The sequence below is a fragment of the Pusillimonas sp. ANT_WB101 genome, assembly GCF_008369125.1.
GTDB lineage: Bacteria > Pseudomonadota > Gammaproteobacteria > Burkholderiales > Burkholderiaceae_B > Allopusillimonas.
The window spans coordinates 1,604,469-1,625,343 of the sequence record NZ_VOAY01000001.1; the positions used below are offsets into that span (position 1 = coordinate 1,604,469).

Consider the following 20,875-nt stretch of genomic DNA (forward strand, 5'->3'; position numbering starts at 1 on the left):
CCCCAAGGTCGTTAGCGCAAACTGACACACGTATGTCTACGCTATGTGTGGCCCATTTCTATGAGCTACAGCTACAACCCCAATCATTGTGATGCCGCCTGCGCCAACAACCAGGCCTGAAAAGTTTGCAGGCCTGACATATGCGCTTTGTGTCTTGGATAAATAAAGTAATACGCCCCTTCTGAATACGTTTCTACCGGAAACAGCGCTACCAGGGTGCGCTGCTTCAGCTCTTCGCGTATCAGTATTTCAGGCAGTAATGCAATGCCCAGGCCCGCCAGAGCGGCTTCAGCCACCATAGAAAACAGATCAAACCGTGGCCCTGAAATGCCTGCGGGCTCGGGCAGGCCATGGGCCTCAAACCAGCGCGACCAGGCATTGGGCCGGGAGGCGGAATGCAGCAAAGGAAAGCCCGACAAGTCTTTGCGCTCGGCAGGCCTGCCAAAACGCTGCAGAAAGTCGGGGCTGCACACAACCACCTGGTTTTCTGTGGCGATCAGGCTGTAGTCACAATTGGGCCAGTCTGGTTTGCCGAAAATAATGCCGGCGTCCAGGCCGCTGCCCGCAAACTCGAAACGATCAAGCTGGGTGGAAAGGTTGAGGACGAGGTTTGGGTGATGCTGGGCCAGATGGCGTAAACGCGGCATAAGCCATCGTGTGGCAAACGTAGGCACAACGGCCAGTTTAAGAACGCCCCCGCCCTGCCGGACGGCATGCATTTCGCGTACCAGGCCTTCCATTTGATCCAGACACGGTGCCAGCCGCGCAGCGAGCAAGTCTGCTGCCGGTGTCGCGACAAGGCCACGGGCGCGTCTTTCAAATAGGTCTTGACCAAAAAACAGCTCAAGCGCCTTGATTTGCTTGCTTACGGCGCTTTGTGTCAAAGAGAGCTCATGCGCGGCTTCGCTAATGCTTAATCGTCGGTAAACGATTTCAAACGCAGCCAGCGCAGGCAGGGATGGGAAATGCGGTCTCATGGCTAAAGCTTAACGCATTCCAAAACGGAATACACAGGCTATTTTATTTCGCTTTACCCAGCGCGCACTATTTTCCATAATCAACCCTGAATACACATTTATTTTTATATTTAAGGCTTAACGCAATACCATGGCAAATACCGCAACACAACTTCATCAACTACTTTCCGCCTGTCTGGGGCTAAGCCAGACAGAACAGCTTTCTCGCTTGATGAGCATTCCTGCCGCATTCCAGAACAGCATAGCTGCCAACCCAGCCCCCGGCCAGGTGACCCGGGCGGAAATTGCGTTTTGCCTGAACATGATTCTGTTTCGCGACCTGCTGGAACGCGTGCCCGAAGGCAAAGCCTATACAGAAGATGTGTTGCAGCAACACGGTCAGGTATTTTTTGACCATGGCGCCGTACGTACGGTGGCCATTGAGCAGTGTGGTGCCCTGCCCGCTGGAGAAAAATCCATTACCCGTATTCTTGAGCCGCTGGGCTATCACCTATATGAAACTTACCCGCTGCCGCGTCTGAAAATGACAGGTCGCTCATACGTGCATAAAGACCTGCCTGAAGACATGCCGCAGTTTTTCTTGAGCGAGTTGCATGTAGATCAGTTTTCAGAAGCCTTCCAGCAAGCTACCGCACGAGTGGTTAGCACGTCTACCGACCCGCTCGACGCCACCCACCTTGCGTCGCTGCAAACACTCAGCCAAGAAGGATTACTGGCCTTTGATGAGGCCGTAGCACTGCTTTTGGCCATGACACGCTGTTTTGCCCGCCAGCATGCCACCCCGGCACTTTCCGACTACGAGGTCTTGAAAAACGAGTCTCAGGAAATGGCGTGGATCTGCACCGAAGGCAATGCGTTCAATCACGTCACCGACCGTGTCGCCGACGTACACGCCCTGACGCTAGAACAGCAGGCGCTTGGTCGTTCGATCAAACCTCAGGTTGAGGTGGCAGCACGCGGGTCAGTAAGGCAAACCGCATACCGCGCCGCACAAGTTGACCGCGTGTTTCGTACGCCAGAAGGCTGTGTGGTCATGCAAGTACCAGGTTCGTTTTACGAATTTATTTCACGCGATCGCGTTCCTGCCAACGGCAATGACGAAAAGCTGGACCTGGGCTTTGACAGCGGCAATGCGACTGCCATCTTCAAGATGACGTCGGTAGAAGACAGTACTGTTTGCTGAAGCCGATTGTTATTCGTATCTCCGCCGCGCCTGCGTGCCCGCTTCGCCGACTGCAGCCGCTCTCTGCAGCGGTTGAGCCGATAGGCGGGCCAGCCAACTCGACCGTAAACACACTTAATTAAAAGGACGACAACATGTCTGGCAATCATTTGATGGAAACTTATGCACGTGCTCCCCTGTCATTTAGCCATGGCATGGGCGTTTACCTGTACGAAGAAAACGGTCGTCGTTATATGGACTTGACCAGCGGCATAGGCGTGAACAACCTCGGCTATGGCCACCCCAAGGTGCTGGATGCGCTGAACCAGCAAGCGGCAAAGTTGTGGCACATCTCGAACAACTTTCGCATACCGCAGCAAGAACAACTTGCAGACCGCTTGTGTTCGGCAAGTTTTGCCGACCGCGTGTTTTTCTCGAACAGTGGCGCAGAAGCCGTTGAGTGCGCGCTAAAGCTGACGCGTCGCTACTTTAATGTCTCGGGCAAGCCTGAACGTTGGCGCACCATTGTGTTTGACGGCGCCTTTCACGGGCGCACTTTGGCCACGATTATGGCGGGCGATGGCGAAAAATACCGCGAAGGTTTTGAGCCACATATGGACGGCTTTGATCGCGCCGAATTCGGCAACATCGACTCGGTTCGTAATCTTATTCAAGACAGTACCGCTGCCATTCTCATTGAACCTGTTCAGGGAGAAGGCGGCGTACGCGCGGCCAGCACCGAGTTTATGCAAGCCTTACGCCAGCTCGCGGACGAGCACGGGCTGCTGCTGATTCTGGATGAAGTGCAGAGCGGCAACGGCCGTACGGGCAAGCTGTATTGCCATGAGTGGTCAGGTATTAAGCCCGACATCATGGTCACCGCCAAAGGCCTGGGCAACGGATTTCCAGTTTCAGCCTGTCTGGCTACCGAAGCGGTGGCCACCGGGTTTATTACCGGTAGCCATGGCACAACGTTTGGCGGCAACCCCATGGCTATGGCCATTGGCAATGCGGTGTTTGATGCACTGACGGCACCCGGGTTTTTAGACGGCGTTGAGGAAACTGCCCGGTATTTTCGTGACGGGCTCGCTGACCTGGCCAGCCGTCACCCCAAGGCCATAGGCAGTGCTTTGCGCGGTACCGGCATGATGATAGGCTTGCCAGCCATTGTGCCCAACACGCAGGTTGTAGAGGCCTTTCGCAACCACGGCCTGCTGGCCCTTACGGCACGTGACAATATGGTGCGTCTGCTGCCGCCGCTGGTTATCAGCAAACAAGAAGTAGATGAGGCCCTCACAGCAATGGAGGCCGCGCTCTCCACGCTGGGCGCATAAGCTAAACCGCGATAAGCCGCACCAAATAGCCGGCGGGGCCTGATCCCGCCTGGCCACGCAGTACGGCTTAATCGTATATGTTTTAATAATTCAAACTCTATCGACCATCCGAGACGGGCCGGTGCGCGTCTCGGATGGTTATTTTATTTTTAAGATGGCAGGCACGGCACTGACCCGGTGTTTGCGTAAAGCGTTATGCAAACGCAGGCGTCTCAGCTGAGTATGGCCATTTATCTCTACACAGATTGACCAAAAGGATTTTTTGATGGTTTCTCAATCGATGCAAGGTAATACGACGCCCGACGCGCGCTGGCAGTTCTGGGTGGATCGTGGCGGCACGTTTACCGACATCGTGGCTCGACGCCCGGACGGCACACTGCTCACGCACAAACTGCTGTCTGACAACCCCTCGCAGTATCCGGACGCTGCACTGGCCGGCATAAGAACGCTGCTTGGCCTGGCACCCGGCGATACCATTCCGGGCGAGCTGATCGAAGCGGTCAAAATGGGCACCACGGTGGCGACCAATGCGTTGCTCGAGCGTAAAGGCGATCCTACCGTGCTGTTCACCACCAAAGGGTTTCGCGATGCGTTGCGTATTGGTTACCAGGAAAGGCCACGGCTATTTGACCGGTGCATTACGCTGGCCGAGCTGCTGTACTCACGCATAGACGAAGTCAACGAGCGCGTTACCGCGCACGGCGAGGTATTACAATCGCTGGACGCCGATCAGATGCGCGCCCAACTGCAGCAGGCATTTGATGAAGGCTTTCGCTCTATTGCCATTGTGCTCATGCACGCCTATCGCTACCCTGAGCACGAAGACATCATAGCCCGGCTGGCCCGCGAAATAGGCTTTACGCAAGTGTCGGTTTCGCATGAGGTTAGCCCCATGATGAAGCTTGTGGGGCGTGGCGATACCACCGTGGTTGACGCCTACCTCTCCCCCATACTAAGGCGCTATGTTGACCGCGTCGCCAGTGAACTGGACGGCGTCAGATTGATGTTTATGCAATCCAATGGCGGGTTGACGGCTGCAGATCAGTTTCAGGGTAAGGACTCTATTTTGTCAGGCCCGGCCGGCGGCATCGTCGGCATGGTGCGCACCGCCGAAATGGCGGGCTGCTCCGCACTGATAGGCTTTGACATGGGTGGCACGTCGACCGACGTATCGCATTACAGTGGTGAATTCGAACGCGCTTTTGAAACTGAAGTAGCAGGCGTGCGCTTACGCGCACCCATGATGAATATTCATACCGTGGCCGCGGGCGGCGGCTCCATCGTGCATTTTGATGGCACGCGCATGCGGGTTGGCCCAGACTCTGCCGGGGCCAACCCGGGCCCAGCCTGCTATCGCAACGGCGGCCCGTTAACGGTTACTGACTGCAATGTCATGCTGGGCAAACTTCAGCCCCAGTTTTTTCCGAAACTATTTGGCCCCCAAGGCAATCAGGCACTCGATTACGACACCGTAAAAGAAAAATTCACAGCATTGGGCGAGCAGATTGCAGCAGCCACAGGGCGGCATTCTTCTCCCGAAGAAGTGGCTGAGGGGTACATCAACATTGCCATCGCCAACATGGCCAATGCCATCAAGAAAATTTCGGTTGAGCGCGGTTATGACATCACCAAGTACACACTTGTGTCATTTGGCGGTGCTGGGGGGCAACACGCCTGCCTGGTTGCCGACGCCTTGGGCGTGCGGCGCGCACTCATCCACCCTTTGGCAGGTGTACTTTCGGCCTATGGCATGGGCCTGGCTGATATTACGGCCATGCGCGAGTCCAGCGTTGAGGTGGTACTCGATCCCGACGCGCTTGATCAATGCGAACGGGTGCTAAACACACTTAGCCAAGCCGCTCAGCAGGAAGTTGTAAGCCAGGGCATACCCGCTGCGCGCATCCAGCTTACCCAGCGTGCGCACTTACGCTACGAAGGTACGGATGCTGCACTGGTGGTGGCGTATGGCACAGTCGATGAGATGCGGCAACGCTTTGAAGCAACCTATCAGCAGCGCTATAGCTTTCTGATGCCCGACAAGCGTCTGGTCATCGAGGCATTGTCCGTCGAAGCTACTGGCCTTAGCGGCGAAACCGCGAGCAAGATCGAAATCGCGCCCACTGCCGAGGATGTGCCTGCCGCACAGGCCACCATGGCGCTGTTCTCAGGCGGGTCTATACATGCGCAGACGCCGGTCTATCAGCGCGATGCGCTTAAACCCGGCATGCGGCTGCAAGGCCCGGCCATGATTTGCGACGCCAACGGAACCACAGTGGTTGAACCTGAATGGGCGCTGGAGATATTGGCGGGCGGCGAGCTATTGCTTACTCGCGCTATTGCCAAAGGAGGCCGTCAGGCCATAGGCACGCAGGTAGACCCTGTCATGCTCGAAATATTCAATAATCTGTTCATGACGATTGCCGAGCAAATGGGGGCCACGCTGGCCAACACGGCATTTTCCGTCAACATCAAAGAGCGTCTGGACTTTTCTTGCGCCCTGTTCGATGCCGATGGCAATCTCATCGCCAATGCGCCCCATATGCCGGTACACCTGGGCTCCATGGGCGAAAGCATCACAACAGTCATACGCCGAAACGCCGGGGTTATGCAGGCAGGCGATGCCTATGTGTTAAACGACCCTTATAACGGCGGCACACACCTTCCTGACATTACTGTCGTAACGCCGGTCTTTGATCTGGCTGGCAAGAAGATTCTGTTTTTCGTGGCCTCACGCGGTCACCACGCCGACATTGGCGGTATCACCCCTGGCTCCATGCCGCCCAACAGCCGCACCATCCAGGAAGAAGGCGTGCTCATCGACAACTTCAAGCTGGTAGAGCACGGCCGCATGCGTGAACAGGAATTGCGCAAACTGTTGATCAGTGGCCAGTACCCTGCCCGCAACCCTGAACAGAACATTGCTGACTTGCGCGCGCAGATTGCTGCCAACGAAAAAGGGGTGCAAGAACTGCGCCGCATGGTCAGTGAATTTGGTCTGGATGTGGTGCACGCCTACATGGATCATGTGCAAGACAATGCCGAAGAAGCTGTACGCCAGGTAATCGGTGTGTTGCACGACGGCAAGTTTGAGTACGAGCTGGATAACGGCGCGGTGATCCGGGTGGCGGTAAGAGTGGATGCTGCAACCCGCAGCGCTGACATTGACTTTACGGGCACCTCGGCGCAGCTACCAGACAATTTCAATGCGCCCTCTGCTGTGTGCATGGCCGCGGTGCTGTATGTGTTCCGTACGCTGGTCGACGACGACATCCCCATGAACGCGGGTTGTCTGAAACCGCTGAACGTGACCATACCTGAGGGCTCTATGCTTAACCCACTGTTTCCTGCGGCGACAGTTGCTGGTAATGTGGAAACCTCACAATGCGTTACTGACGCCTTGTATGGCGCGCTGGGTGTTATGGCAGGCGCCCAAGGCACCATGAACAACTTCACCTTTGGTAATGACCGTTACCAATACTACGAAACCATTTCAGGCGGATCGGGCGCGGGCATACAGCGTGACGCGCAAGGCAACATCAGCTATTTTGATGGCACCGATGTCGTGCAGACGCATATGACCAACTCACGTCTGACTGACCCCGAGATACTGGAGTGGCGGTTCCCCGTACTACTCGAAAGCTATGAGATCCGTGCAGGCAGCGGCGGTAAAGGTTTAGCCCACGGCGGCAATGGCGGCATACGTCGGGTGCGTTTTCTCGAACCCATGACGGCGGCCATTCTGGCCAACAGACGCCGCGTCGCGCCATTTGGCCTTCAAGGCGGTGAACCGGGTGAAGTGGGCAAAACCTATGTGCTGCGCACCGATGGCAGCCGCGTTGAACTGGGCGCAACCGGCTCGGCGCAGATGGAGCCCGGTGATGTGTTCGTTGTTGAGACGCCGGGAGGTGGTGGGTACGGGCAAGCAGTTAAGGGCTGAAGCGAATTTATTGAAGACATGGGCAAACTGCGCGTCTATCGGGAATTTTGTGGATGAGGCATCATGCGAGGTAAACAGCATGGATATGCCAATAAAGAAGCCACGCACAATTGTCAGGCAGGCAGCGGCCAGAAGGCTACTGCCTGCCTGAACGCGCTGATCACATCATCAAGCAAGCAAACTTACTAACGAGTTGCCTGCTTATGTCGCTGTCTGGTGCCCCAGCAATGCGAACCAGGCTACATCTAACAGACAGGCAATTGACGTGAGCAGGTCTGCTATACCGAGGCATCCCTGGGACGCCTCAGCGTTAACTAAGCAGTCACGTCATGCTTAACTACAAGCGCATCAACGGCGATGATACGCTCTGCACTGCAGATGAGGGGGTTGACATCGATTTCAGAGATAAACGCCTTCTGATGATCGATGAGTTCCGACAGCCTGCATATAACGTCAGCCAGCGCGTCCAGATTTACCGGTTCAGAACCACGAAAGCCCGTCAGCATCGCTTTGCCTTGCAGGCGATCAAGCATGGACAGCGCTTCGCCATGGTTGACCGGTGCCAGTTCAAGCACGGTATCTTTTAGCAGCTCAACCATTATGCCCCCCATGCCCACCACAATAAGCGGGCCAAACATAGGGTCGACTTTTGCGCCCACCATAATCTCAACGCCAGTGGGGACCATAGGTTGCACCAGCACACCGTTAATACTTGGGCGTGGCGTTACCTTGTTGGCATTGGCCATGATGGCCTCGAAGGCACTGGCCACCTCAGCCTCTGTTTTAAGGTTTAGCCTAATTACCCCCGCTTCTGTTTTGTGCAAAATATCGGGTGACTCTGCCTTCATGGCCACCGGGTAACCCATATTTTTGGCGACCGCCACTGCATCCTGGGCTGATTGAACAAGCTTGTCTTCAACCACAGCTATGCCGTAAGCATGCAAAACCTGTTTAGCTTCACGCTCGGTAAGTGCAATATTGCGTACAGCATCAAGCAACGATGCCCCATTTTTTACACTTTCTGTCGTCACTCGCCGCGCCAGTGTGCGTGGCTGAGCAGCCAACCATTTTTCCCGCTCATGCCAGCGTGCAAGTGTGGCGAAACACCGGTCCATGGAACGGAACAAAGCGATATGCGAATCTAGCTCAGCCTCGACGGCACCCGGCCCTTCCAGCCATTCAGTGAGCCAAACAGCGCACACGATCTTGCCATGACGGCGCGCTGCTTCGCTGAACACTTTAAGCCGGGCTGCCACAAGCTCATAGGCCAGTATATGAGGCACAACCACGGCCCCGTAGCCATCGTCGCTCATAAGCGCTTCCAGACAATCATGCAGGCTCTGGGGGTCGCCGAGTACCTGTGCGGTAACGTCACACGGGTTGTTGGGCGAACCGAACTCTGGCACCACACGCTCGAGTACGGCACGCGTCTTGGGCTGTGGCGCAGGCAACTGCACATGATGAAGCTCAGCCTTGTCTGCCGACATAATGCATGCGCCGCCTGAGGTAGCAACGACCGCGACACCGGTGGCTTTGGGCTGTGCCACCTTGCCAAAGAACGCTGCAGTTTCAATCAAGGACTCAAGGTCATCAACGACAACCATGCCAGCGCGGCGAAACGCTGCTCTGTACGCTGCATCGGAACCTGCAAGTGATCCGGTATGCGACATGGCGCCGGCGGCACCTTGCTCGCCGGTGGCCATTTTGTAGATAACAATAGGCTTGTTTGCAGCGTGCGCCACATTGGCCGCCTCAATCAGGCGAGCTGGGTTGGCCATGCCTTCAAACAGGCAGGCGATCACTTTGCAACTTGGGTCGTCGGCAAGATAGCTGATCTGGTCTGCGATATCTACATCGCACGCATTTCCGCAGGTAAGCAGATGGCTAAACGAAATGCCATGTTCAGTGGCCTGGGCCAGCGCAAAGCCCAAGGCACCTGACTGGCTTACCAAGCCGATGGCATTGGCGCTGGGGGCCAGCTTACGCGTACTGGATGACCCAAGAAACGTACCCATGAAGCCGCTTTCGAAGTTTATGGCGCCAATACAATTGGGCCCCAGAAGGGGGACGCCAGAGTCGCGGGCAATTTTTGCCAGTTGCTCTTGCTGCTCAAGGCGATCAGGCTTGCCGGTTTCGCCATACCCAGACGAATATAAAATAATGCCACCCACACCACACTCGGCGCATTCGGCCACGATCTGTTCAACGGCCTCGCGTGGCACTGCAATAATCACGCAGTCGGGCACTTCTGGCAACGCCTTAATAGATGGGTAGCACGGGCGCTCGCCCACGCGGTCGTAGCGGGCATTAACCAGGTAGGTTTTGCCATCAAACTCTGCCCCGTCCATAAGCGCCAGCACTTTGGAGCCAAATGCCTTTTCATTGGTCGATGCGCCAACAATCGCAACGCTTTTGGGCGCAAACATGCGAACCATGTCTTTGTGGCGGTAAACTCCTCGAGGTACAACATTCATGTCGTCACACCATCAAAGTTAAAATCGAATACGGGCATACTCATGTTCATTACCTCTCTCCAAATCTTCTGGCGGCCGACCCCGTCTTTATTTATGTAGTCGACCCAGCCTTTGGTGTATAAAAAGCAGTTACCTGCCGACATCTGACCCCGCCCTATTTGCCCGCTAGAATCCACGTTCCACTATACCGTTTCGGAATCAGCCGTAACTTTACAGGAGATCAGCATGACTCAATACAAGATCGCTGTTGTTGTGGGAAGCTTGCGCAAGGAGTCGTTTAACCTCAAGCTCGCTGGCGCCCTTGCAAAACTTGCGCCGCCAGAGTTTACGTTCAAGCAAATTGAAATCGGCGATCTTCCGCTCTACAACCAAGATGATGACAAAGATCAGGCGCCCTCGGTCAAGCGCCTGAAAGCAGAAATCGTAGAGGCCAACGGGGTCGTTTTTGTAACGCCGGAACACAACCGCAGTGTTCCGAGTGCGCTCAAAAACGCCATAGACCATGCTTCAAGGCCTTCAGGAAAAAGCGTCTGGGCTGGCAAGCCAGCCGGCGTGCTGGGTGTATCGCCAGGCGCCACTGGCACCGCGATGGCCCAGCAGCATCTCAGAAACTCACTTGCCTGCCTGGACATGCCCACAATGGGCCAGCCAGAAGCTTTCGTTCAGGCAAAAGAAGGCCTGTTCAACGAAGACGGCAGCATAGGCGAAAAAAGCAAAGCGTTTTTGCAGGGCTGGATGGATCGCTATGTGGCCTGGGTAAAGCAACACAGCAACTGATTTATTGCCGTTACCGCAGTAGCAGGCCGCTAATCACAGGTAAGCATTCCAAAGAAAGTGGTCTCATCGCCTCTGCATCTGCCCGCCCCTTTTCCGGGGCTTAAAGCAGACATTCATCGTCTCGGTATTGACATCGTCGCCCGCCAGAATGGCGACGCTCCCTATGGTGCACTGGCGCAACATCTGCAGAGCATCTCGATCAGGCGGTGCGCTCAGCCATAAACAGCCGCTTGCCAAACTTGTCCGCGATCTTCATCGATGGCCTATCGACATGTTTATAAAAAAAATACGAGAAAAAATAGGTACCGGAGAACACAACCACCAGACAGACCAGCAGCGAATACATGTTCTTGCCCATTTCAAGAAATATATATTTACCCGCAGTGGCCAACATAAATGGATGCAGCAAATAAACGGAAAATGACAGCTTGCCTACCCATGCCAGCAGCTTTGCGCCTGGGCCAGGTTCGGCTAAGCGGGTTCGGCCGGCACCGGCCAGGATAGACACCAGTATGCAGAGCGCCCCCAACGCAGGGTATACGATCGAAGGATCAGCGTGCGGTGCCAAGAACTGATACCCAGCGGTCACGGGCTCGAGCCAGCGATAGGAAGCGCTGGTTGCATAAAAACCGATCAGATAACATCCAGACAAAAGCAGAGGCACTGTCAGCAAGGCCACGCGACGCGCGGGCAGCCTTCTTATCGCCGCAAAATCGACTTGAGCCAGTGCAGCGCCAAAAAAGAACAAACTATAAAGGCTGTATGCCTTGGGCATGAACAACAAAAAACAAGCCAGCACCATGCATAGCCTGATCGATAACATTCTATTTTTGCGCGTTAGGGCAAAGTGCGCAAAAACCAGCAGCGAACCATAAAACTCAATAGAGATGGTCCACAGCACGTAATCAAAATTGCCATCACCCAGCAACATGCTGCCGTACAGTGCAGACTTCAACATCTGAGCAAAGCCCAGTCCCTGATCGGGGAAATCAAGGAAATTATTGATGCCCGCCGGCGCTGAAGGGAATGCATTGAACACGATACCCAGATAGCCAATAAGCACCGCCGCCGCCACCGGCAGGCCAAGGCGCAGATAACGCTTGCTTGCCGCCATCGACACGTAGTTGTCATCCAGCGGCGCCTTCTTGATGCAGGCAGAACATAGTACATAGCCGCTGAGTAAAAAAAACAGCAACACCGCCGCACCACCACGATAAAAGAACGTGACGGGCGAATTAAAAATGCTCAGAGCAAGCGTGGACGGAGCCCCGTCAGCAAGACCATAATGAATCTCGCTGTAATAAAGCAAAAAGACATGGGAAAAAATGACGCTGATGGCGGCGAGCCCGCGCACGCCGTCGAGCGTGATTGAGTGGCTACCCTGCCCGGCGGTCGGCGTTGTTGAATGGCCGCGAGTGCGCTCTTTGGAGTACGAGCTTGGGTGGGTTTTGTTGGCCTTTTGCATCAAGACGATAACGGTATCCTTGGACGGAAATCGATACGTCAATGATAGCAAACAAGCTACGTCAGAAATGCCCAACAGCTAGGCAAACCCTTGCTTCAGACACGACATGACACCATTTTTTACAGCCAGGCACGGCCAAGTTGCAGGCTGTTTATTGAATGCGTATTTCGTAACGGAAATTTTGCGCATGCCCGTAAGACACCCTGTACTCGATGGGCTTGCCTTTGATGTCGTGGGCGGTTCTTTCTATTTTTACCAGCAGGTCGCCCACATGGGTATTTAAGTACGCGTCAACATGGCTGGTAGTAAACGTTAGCGTTTCGGTGGCCGAGAACACAAACTGGTCACACACTTCATCGTAGAAGGGATACAGCAAGTTGCCAAAGTGACCGAGCGGTACATCAACCAGTTTGCCAAACCCGGTCTTAGACAACCAGATGCTTTCGCTTAAAACAATGCGCTCTTCTACCAGCCGCACACGCTCCAGGTGTATGAGCGCCTCGTCAACACCCAGACCCAGGCGCCGGTTAATGTCTGCCTGGGGTTTGACTACTGACAGTTTCTTTACCAGACCCGTAGGCACCACCTGATTACCCGCCGTGTCGCGGTAACGAAAAAAACGTAGCAGCGAATTTTGAAAGTCTGGGCGTTTAATGTATGTGCCCTTGCCCTGTACTTTGACCAGCAGACCATCTTTGACAAGCCGCTCAACGGCCTTGCGGATGGTGCCAACCGATACACCGTATTCTAGCGACAGCGCCTGTTCAGTGGGAATAGGTTCGGAAGAACTCCAGGCACGATGAACCAGCCGTTCTTGAATAGCCAAGCGAACCCGCTCATAGAGAGGTACGGCTACGCCTTCAAACGGCGCGGGAGGTGATGCAGGCATTTGATCAAATGCAGGGGAATTCATGGCGCAAAATTGAATAGGTTTAGCGCGTTCTCGCCCATGATCTGCATACGCGTTGTTGCGTCGGAGACCAGCGAATCAAGAAAGCGAACCGATGCGTCGTAGTTTACCTGATCACCATGTTGGGTATGCGGCCAGTCACTGCCCCACACCAGCCGATGCCCCATCCCTTTTTCGACCAGCCGACGATACGCCTGTTGTGCATGATGGCAACCACGTTCGCCTGCGCCCAGACGGTAGTACCCCGACACCTTGATCCAGTGCATGACCGGATTTAGCAGATCAAGAACCGTCTGATAATCTTCATCGTTTGTACCTTTTTCGGGGTCGGGCCGACCAAAATGGTCAATGACAACTGGCCCTGCATAGTCGTGCAGCGCGGGCAGCAAAACGCGAAGATACGCCGGCGGGCAATGCAGCTCAAGCTGCCAGCCTTGGTCACCCAGAACTGCCAGAAACCGTTGCCATACAGGCAACTTAAAATCAGGCAAAGGTTTGCCAAACAGATTTAAACGTGCACCCACAATACCCTGAGAAGCAAGGGCTACCAGCGTTGATGTGTCTGTGTCCAAAGGGAGAACCGCAATGCCTTTTAGGCGCTTGGGGTGCCGGGCAATGGCCGCAAGCATCTGCTCGTTGTCAAAACCCAGAAAGCTGGGCTGAACCAGTACACCATAATCCATGCCATGCTGATCTAGGTGGGCCAGATAATCGTCGAGCAATGCATCCGCATCTGGACGGTATCGTGCGCCTTCAACCAGTGTTTTCGGCAATGAAAAAACATGCGCGTGTGTATCAACCTTTTTTAGCGTTTTCATGCCATTACCGCCTGAACCACAAGCGTGGCCAACAACGCTGCGCCAAAGCCCAACGGTACGGCGCGAAACAACAGGTCATCAAACAATGCGGTTTTGTCGGCTTGCTGCGGCGCCGAACCCAAAATGAGACTGCCACCCGAAGAAAACGGCGAGATGGCTGACGATTGCGCACCCACCACAATACACACAAACAAAATCAGGGGGCTGTAGCCGGTGGCCGCCGCGATGGCCGGTACGATAGGAAAGAGCGCAGGGGTAACAACACCGAGTGTGCTGGCAAACATAGACATGAAGGCGCCAATAACACACATGGCCAGCGGTATAAGCAGAAACGGAATATTGGCAGACACCCAGTGGGACAGCACATCAATAACCCCTGCATGAATGGCCACCTCGATCAACATGCCCACGCCGCAAATCATGATGAGTGTGTTCCAAGGCACCAGGGCCACGACTTTTCCTTCGTCAGCCAGCCGGAGCAACAGGCTGATAACCGAAAATATAATGGCGACGAAGGCGATATCGAGCTTGGAGTTCAAGAAACTGATAGACCCACTGTGGGGAAACAGAATGTGCAAAACAGGGAACACCAACAGCACGGCCATCAGTGTCAAAATCAACACCAGTGATTGCTTTTGCTTGCGGTCAAAGGGTGCCGGCTTTTCGGCAGCGATCTGAATATTTAATTTGCCGCGAAACATAAGCAGGTACGCGCCAATCACCACGACCGGGATCGCCAGAGTGGCAGCGAAGATGGCCGTTGCGTTAACAAATGCCTGTGGTGCGGTAACCCCTGCCCCTTCCATAAGGCCACGAAAGATCACCCCACTTTGAGAGGTCATGAAATTGGCACCGGCCAAGGCGCCATAATTGACGGCCATCCCTCCTATCACCTTGCTCATGCCTGTTTTCTGACAAAGCAAAAGTGTCATCGGCGCCATAAAGGCCAGCACCGTATAAAACCCGGCCCCCAGTGCAGCAATAATGGTTGCCGACGCGAAAATCGCCAAAGGCAGCAACGCCGGAAAACGCCGGCAGGTGTATAGCAAATGGTTGGCCAGTTTTTCAAGTGCGCCGTTCACCATGGCCACGTTGTAAAACAAGGTTACCGACAAAATAATAAAAAATATCTTGATGGGCCAAAACCCAATCACCTCGGATGAATTCAACCCCAGGCCAAAACACCCGATCAGGTACGCAAAAACGATGGCGAAAAAGCCGATATTAATTTTGGTCTTGTAGCCGACGGCAATGGACAACAAGATCGCAGCAATGATTACGAGCGTCACATTATTTCCTTGAGTAAGGTCGCAATCTTATCATCTAGTCATGTATATGACTAGATGATTTTAACCCAAGAATATGTTACGGAACGCGACGGCGGATCAGGGGTCTGATGCGGAACCTGATAACAAATAGGGGTAAACGCTAGTATCGACACGTGTCCCCAGACGCTTATTATTCACGACAGAATTGTCGACAATATTATTTACAACGCCAACGGAGTCATGAATGGCAGAGCGCACTGGTCTGAAAAAGGGCTTAACCAACTATGGAGATCTGGAATTTTCATTATTTTTGCGCAAGGCATTCATCAAGGGTGCGGGTTATACCGACGAGGCCCTCGACCGCCCTATCGTGGGCATTGCCAACACCGGCAGCGGCTTTAACCCCTGTCACGGCAACATGCCGCAGCTTATAGAGGCGGTTAAGCGCGGCGTCATGCTGGCAGGCGGCATTCCCATTGAATTTCCCACAATTTCTATTCACGAAAGCTTTTCCCATCCCACGAGCATGTTTTTGCGCAACCTAATGTCCATGGACACCGAGGAGCTCATACGTGCACAACCTATGGATTCGGTGGTACTGATCGGAGGCTGCGACAAGACCGTACCCGCCCAGCTCATGGGCGCGGCGTCGGCCGGCATCCCTGCGATTCAATTGGTGACGGGGTCAATGTTGACCGGCTCCCATCGCGGAACTCGAGTGGGTGCCTGTACCGATTGCCGGCGTTACTGGGGCCACTACCGTGCCGACGAAATTGACGCAACCGAGATCGCTGACGTCAACAACCAGCTGGTCGCCAGCGTCGGAACATGTTCTGTTATGGGTACAGCCAGCACCATGGCATGTCTGGGTGAGGCGCTGGGCATTATGTTGCCGGGTGGTGCTTCAGCACCTGCAGTGACCGCCGACCGAACCCGCATCGCCGAGCAAACAGGCACACGGGCGGTAGCCATGATTGCCGCCGGCATGACGCCTGATCGCATTCTTACGGCCCAGGCCTTTGAAAACGCCTTGCGCGTGCTGTTGGCCATAGGCGGCTCCACCAACGGCATCATCCACCTGACAGCGATTGCCGGGCGCATGGGAATACGTATCGATCTGGATCAGGTAGACGCCATGAGTGCGGAGACGCCCGTACTTGTCGACCTCAAGCCATCCGGCGAGCACTATATGGAAGACTTGCACAGGGCGGGAGGCTTGACCACGGTACTGCGCGAGCTCAGGCCGTTGCTACACCTTGAAGCACTGACGATTACCGGCCGCACACTGGGCGAAGAGCTGGACGCTGCCCCGCCCCCCTTCTCGCAAAACGTGGTGCGCTCACTGAGCCAGCCCATTTACCCTCGCGGCGGTATTGCCGTCTTGCGCGGCAATCTTGCACCGTCGGGCGCCATCATCAAACAGTCTGCGGCCGCACCCGAACTAATGGTGCACGAGGGCCGTGCCGTAGTGTTTGAAAACACCCAAGACATGGCCGAGCGCATTGACCTGCCCGACCTGGACGTACACGCCGACGACGTGCTCGTGCTCAAGCAGATCGGCCCCATCGGTGCGCCGGGCATGCCCGAGGCAGGCTACATACCGATTCCAAAAAAACTGGCGCGACAAGGCGTCAAAGACATGGTCCGTATTTCTGACGGTCGCATGAGTGGCACGGCGGCCGGCACCATTGTCGTACACGTGTCGCCTGAGTCTGCGTGCGGTGGCCCCCTGGGGCTGGTTCGCACCGGAGACCGCATCAAGCTGGACGTGCCGGAACGCTGCATCAGCTTGCTGGTTGAACAGGCAGAACTGGAGGCGCGCGCCAGGCAACTGACACCACCCGAACCCGACCCGACGCTGCGCGGCTACCGCAAACTTTATCTTGAATCGGTGTTACAGGCCGACCAGGGCTGCGACTTTGACTTTCTTCTGCCGACCGAATTCACCGACAGCGTGCCGCGGTCCAAGCCATCTTCAACCTAACCATTAACACATGATCAAGAGGACGCACCCATGAAACAAGACGTAGGGGCCAATGTTCACGGCGCGCGCATAGAGTCGGTACAAGCGCGCACCATCAGCATTCCGTTGGACAATGCCACTTCATTTTCTACGCGCAAGGTATTTGCGCGTGACTATACCGTCGTCAAAATCAAGACAGCCGACGGTCACGAGGGCATAGGCTTTTGTTACGGCGGCAGCCGGGGTGGCGTCATGGTCACTCACGCTGTGCGTGAGCTCTTTAAAGAGATGTTGGTCGGTCAAAACGCCTTGCGCGTCGAAGGCCTGTGGGAAGAGATGTACCAGGAAACCCTGCTGCATGGCCGTGCGGGGTCAACCATGCGTGCACTGTCAATTATCGACGTGGCGCTTTGGGATCGCAACGCGCGTGCCGCCGGGCTGCCGCTTAGCCAATACCTGGGCGGCTACGCTAAAGAATCGGTCAAGGCCTATGCCAGCGGTGGCTATTATCTTGACGGCAAAACAAACGAGCAGCTGGGCGAAGAACTGGCCGGCTATGTGGCCAAGGGGTTCAAGGCCGTCAAAATGAAGGTGGGGCGTTTTAGCCCGCAGGAGGAAGAGGCGCGCATCAAAGTGGCTCGTGCTGCCATTGGCGACGACATCTTGCTGATGCTGGACGCCAACAACGCCTGGAAAGACCTGCCCACCGCACTTGAATACATGAAGCGCTATGAGCGCTACAACCCCTATTTTATCGAAGAGCCCTTTAGTCCCGACGACATCAACAACCACGCTGAGTTGGCCAAGCGCACATCGGTGCCTGTGGCGACTGGTGAAATTGAAGCGGGTCGCTGGCGTCATCAGGAACTGCTGGAAAAGCGCGCTGCCATGATCCTGCAAACCGACGCGGCGGTATGTGGCGGCATTAGCGAATGGCGCCGCATTGCTGCCTCGGCGGCAGGGTTTGGCGTCAGCATGTACCCACACTGGTTCCATGACTTGCACATCCACTTGGTGGCAGCCACCCCCAACGCGGAGTATGTCGAATTTTTTGCTGACGACCAGGTACTTAATTTTCGTCGCCTTGTGGATACGCAACTGGAATTTACCAACGGCGAACTGCGCGTTCCAACCGAAGCTGGCCTGGGCTTCCGGTTTGATGATGCAGCGATTGAGCGGTACGCCGTCGATGCCTGGGCTTAGCACCCGATCAGACCTCGTATCCACGCAACGCCACGTCAACATAAAGGAGAGCATCTTGGAAGCAAATCAAGGTTTACGCGGCGTTTACTCGCCCGTTGTTACCCCGTTTAACGAAGCACTTGAGCTCGACGCCAGACGCCTGGTCAAACACTGCCAATGGCTGGTAGATCAGGATGTAGGGCTAGCCGTTTTCGGCACCAACTCCGAAGCCAACTCCATGTCGGTTGCCGAGAAGGCCGGGTTACTGGACGCCTTGCTGGATGCAGGCATACCCGCAGAACGTCTTATGCCAGGAACAGGGTGCTGCGCCCTGACAGATACCGTGGAATTAACTCGCCACGCGGTCAAGCACGGCGCACCCGGTGTACTGATGCTGCCGCCTTTTTATTACAAAGGCGTGTCCGACGATGGGCTGTTTGCCAGCTACTCGGAAGTCATCGAACGCACGGGTGATGACCACTTGCGCATCTATCTTTATCACATCCCCCAGGTATCGCAGGTAGGAATTAGCCTGGCGTTGATCGAACGGCTAATGAAGGCCTACCCGAACACGATTGCAGGTGTGAAGGACAGTTCAGGAGACTGGAACAACACGCAGGCAATGATTACCCAGTTCGGCAAACAGGGATTCAACGTGTTTGCCGGTAGCGAGACATTTTTGCTGGCCACGCTCAGAGCAGGCGGCGTTGGTTGCATCACCGCCACCGGAAACGTAAACCCCACACCCATTGCACAGCTTTACAACAGTTGGCAACAGGAGGACGCCGACGCCCAGCAGGCAGCCTTGGATACATTGCGCGGCACATTCCAGGGCTACACCATGATTCCTGCCATGAAGGCTGCCATAGCGCATTACGGCAACGACGCCCAATGGGCTCAAGTCAGACCGCCGCTGGTGAAACTGACCGACGCGGAACAGAAAACCTTAATAGAGCAACTGGATGCCCAAGGTTTCTCTATGCCCCAACTGTAGGAAGCCGTTTGATCGAGGATGCCATGAACCCATGGCATACCGCCCACAATAAAAGGAGAGAGACAATCATGAAACAAAAACACATTTTGCGCGCGGTGGTACTAGCCGCAGCAGCCACCCTTCCCTTTGGCGCGTTGGCGCAAAGCTATAGCGCAGGTAAAGACATTACCGTATTGCAAGGGTTTAAAGCCGGCGGCGGCAGTGATGCCCTGGCACAACTGGTGCAACCGTATCTGGCCAAAGAACTGGGCGTTAATTTTGTAAACCGCTACCAACCCGGCGCAACCGGTGCCATCGCCTGGACGCAACTGGCCCAGCAAACCAAGCCCGACGGCACAACCGTCAGCATCACCAATACCCCCATGCTGATGACGAACTACTTGATGAACGATTCGATCAAGTATTCGATTGAAGACCTTACGCCGCTGGCCAATGTGGTAACTGACCCCGGCGTGATGGTTGTGGGCAAAGACAGCCCGTACAAGACCATGCAAGAGCTTCTTGACTACGCAAAAGCCAACCCGGACAAATTGACGGTGGGCAACTCGGGGGTGGGCGGCGATGACTTTTTCTCGGTCATCATGATTGAGAAAGCGACGGGCCTGAAGTTTCGCTCAGTGCCGTTCGCCGGTGACGGCCCATCGTGGACAGCGGCCATGGCAGGCAAAATCGACGCCAGCTCCAATAACCTTGGCATTACCTTCCCGCAAATCAAGGCGGGCAACCTACGCGTTTTGGCCCTGTATGCCGATGAGCGCTCACCCGATATCCCTGACGTTCCCACGCTGAAAGAACTGGGCATCAACGTCGTGGCGGGATCATCACGCGGCTACAGCGCACCCAAAGGCATGCCCGAGCAGGCACGCAAAGAGTTTCTGGATGCCATGGACAAAGTCGTGAAAAACCCTGATTTCCAACGCGATGCGGCTGCCCGCGCACTGCCACTGGATTACAAACGCGGTGACGAATATGGCGAATTCCTGAAAAACCAAGAGGTTGAATTTACCGCAATTTGGAATGAGATCAAAGACCAGTACGGCCCCGACAAGAAGTAAGTCAGTTTTGGCCCAGGCTGCCCGTTGCTTTCGAACGGGCAGCCGCGGCTGACAGCAAGACGCCGCTCATCACGAGGAGACCACGTGAACAGTACACATGTTGTAGGAATAGGCGCGCTTATTCTGACGGGTATTTTCTACTTTCAACTTGAGGGCCTGCCTTCCGTGGCACAGAGGCTGCCTGGCTTGCTGATCTGGATTGTTGCCATACTGGCCATATTGATGCTTGTCGAGGAGGCGGTGAAAAAACGTCGCCTGCGCAAGGTGACGCAAACCGTGGAAGACGACGCACCTCTGCCACCCATCAATTGGAAGGTCGCCATTTCATTCTCAGTGGCCCTGGTGGTTTACGTCGCCCTGATTCCGGTAGTGGGCTACATCATCACCACCATTATTTTCATGGCAGGTGTGCTGCTTTTTAGCCAGACCATACGCGCTCGGTCTGCCGTGCTGATCAGCGTGGGCCTTACCGCCTTTGTCTGGGTTGTTTTCATTTGGGCGCTGGGTCTGCCCGTCCCTCTAATACCGTGGCTGAACTAGCCGTCCGCAGGAAACAGGT

15 protein-coding genes are annotated in these 20,875 nt (G+C 55.2%); 9 read left to right on the forward strand and 6 right to left on the reverse strand.

Annotated elements, in window-relative coordinates:
- Positions 1-83: 83 nt before the first annotated feature.
- Entirely contained in the window at positions 84-977 is an 894-nt protein-coding gene (locus FQ179_RS07235; RefSeq protein WP_149396528.1) for a LysR family transcriptional regulator, read from the reverse strand.
- Positions 978-1,188: 211 nt separating this feature from the next.
- Between FQ179_RS07235 and FQ179_RS07240 the strand changes: the two genes are divergently transcribed.
- The 3 genes from FQ179_RS07240 to FQ179_RS07250 all read left to right on the forward strand — a co-directional run bounded on the left by FQ179_RS07240 (position 1,189) and on the right by FQ179_RS07250 (position 7,410).
- Positions 1,189-2,160 (forward strand): DUF1338 domain-containing protein, encoded by a 972-nt coding sequence (locus FQ179_RS07240; protein ID WP_255474915.1) that lies wholly within the window; start codon positions 1,189-1,191, stop codon positions 2,158-2,160.
- A 134-nt stretch (positions 2,161-2,294) separates the two neighbouring features.
- Complete coding sequence (locus FQ179_RS07245) at positions 2,295-3,473, forward strand: aspartate aminotransferase family protein (RefSeq protein WP_149396530.1); 1,179 nt, start codon at positions 2,295-2,297, stop codon at positions 3,471-3,473.
- Between the two features lie 265 nt (positions 3,474-3,738).
- The gene (locus FQ179_RS07250; protein WP_255474870.1) at positions 3,739-7,410 is read left to right on the forward strand and encodes a hydantoinase B/oxoprolinase family protein; all 3,672 of its coding nucleotides are present in this window, start codon (positions 3,739-3,741) and stop codon (positions 7,408-7,410) included.
- Between the two features lie 314 nt (positions 7,411-7,724).
- On the opposite strand, the gene FQ179_RS07255 is transcribed toward FQ179_RS07250, so the two are convergent.
- Positions 7,725-9,884, reverse strand: a complete 2,160-nt coding sequence (locus tag FQ179_RS07255) for an acetate--CoA ligase family protein (RefSeq protein ID WP_149396531.1) — start codon at positions 9,882-9,884, stop codon at positions 7,725-7,727.
- A gap of 225 nt (positions 9,885-10,109) precedes the next feature.
- Here FQ179_RS07255 and FQ179_RS07260 point away from each other — a divergent pair, with 225 nt between their 5' ends.
- Positions 10,110-10,661: an NADPH-dependent FMN reductase gene (locus tag FQ179_RS07260; protein WP_149396532.1), complete on the forward strand. Its 552-nt coding sequence runs from the start codon at positions 10,110-10,112 to the stop codon at positions 10,659-10,661.
- A gap of 199 nt (positions 10,662-10,860) precedes the next feature.
- Here the strand turns inward: FQ179_RS07260 and FQ179_RS07265 are convergent, their stop codons facing one another.
- The 4 genes from FQ179_RS07265 to FQ179_RS07280 all read right to left on the reverse strand — a co-directional run bounded on the left by FQ179_RS07265 (position 10,861) and on the right by FQ179_RS07280 (position 15,143).
- A complete protein-coding gene (locus tag FQ179_RS07265) occupies positions 10,861-12,126 on the reverse strand; it encodes an acyltransferase (RefSeq protein WP_149396533.1) in 1,266 nt (421 codons plus the stop codon).
- Between the two features lie 151 nt (positions 12,127-12,277).
- A complete protein-coding gene (locus tag FQ179_RS07270; protein WP_149396959.1) occupies positions 12,278-13,015 on the reverse strand; it encodes a GntR family transcriptional regulator in 738 nt (245 codons plus the stop codon).
- A gap of 20 nt (positions 13,016-13,035) precedes the next feature.
- Positions 13,036-13,854, reverse strand: a complete 819-nt coding sequence (locus FQ179_RS07275) for an amidohydrolase (RefSeq protein WP_149396534.1) — start codon at positions 13,852-13,854, stop codon at positions 13,036-13,038.
- A complete protein-coding gene (locus FQ179_RS07280) occupies positions 13,851-15,143 on the reverse strand; it encodes an SLC13 family permease (RefSeq protein ID WP_149396535.1) in 1,293 nt (430 codons plus the stop codon). The genes FQ179_RS07275 and FQ179_RS07280 overlap by 4 nt, the downstream gene beginning before the upstream one ends.
- A gap of 223 nt (positions 15,144-15,366) precedes the next feature.
- Between FQ179_RS07280 and FQ179_RS07285 the strand changes: the two genes are divergently transcribed.
- The 5 genes from FQ179_RS07285 (at position 15,367) to FQ179_RS07305 (ending at position 20,856) form a co-directional block, all read left to right on the forward strand.
- On the forward strand, positions 15,367-17,106 hold the full coding sequence (locus FQ179_RS07285) for an IlvD/Edd family dehydratase (RefSeq protein WP_149396536.1): 1,740 nt from the start codon (positions 15,367-15,369) through the stop codon (positions 17,104-17,106).
- A 30-nt stretch (positions 17,107-17,136) separates the two neighbouring features.
- A complete protein-coding gene (locus tag FQ179_RS07290) occupies positions 17,137-18,288 on the forward strand; it encodes a mandelate racemase/muconate lactonizing enzyme family protein (protein WP_149396537.1) in 1,152 nt (383 codons plus the stop codon).
- Between the two features lie 55 nt (positions 18,289-18,343).
- Positions 18,344-19,261: a dihydrodipicolinate synthase family protein gene (locus FQ179_RS07295; RefSeq protein ID WP_255474871.1), complete on the forward strand. Its 918-nt coding sequence runs from the start codon at positions 18,344-18,346 to the stop codon at positions 19,259-19,261.
- A gap of 68 nt (positions 19,262-19,329) precedes the next feature.
- A complete protein-coding gene (locus FQ179_RS07300; RefSeq protein ID WP_149396539.1) occupies positions 19,330-20,316 on the forward strand; it encodes a tripartite tricarboxylate transporter substrate binding protein in 987 nt (328 codons plus the stop codon).
- 84 nt (positions 20,317-20,400) lie between these two features.
- Positions 20,401-20,856, forward strand: coding sequence for a tripartite tricarboxylate transporter TctB family protein (locus FQ179_RS07305; RefSeq protein ID WP_188074524.1), 456 nt, complete (start codon positions 20,401-20,403; stop codon positions 20,854-20,856).
- The last annotated feature ends 19 nt before the right edge of the window (positions 20,857-20,875 follow it).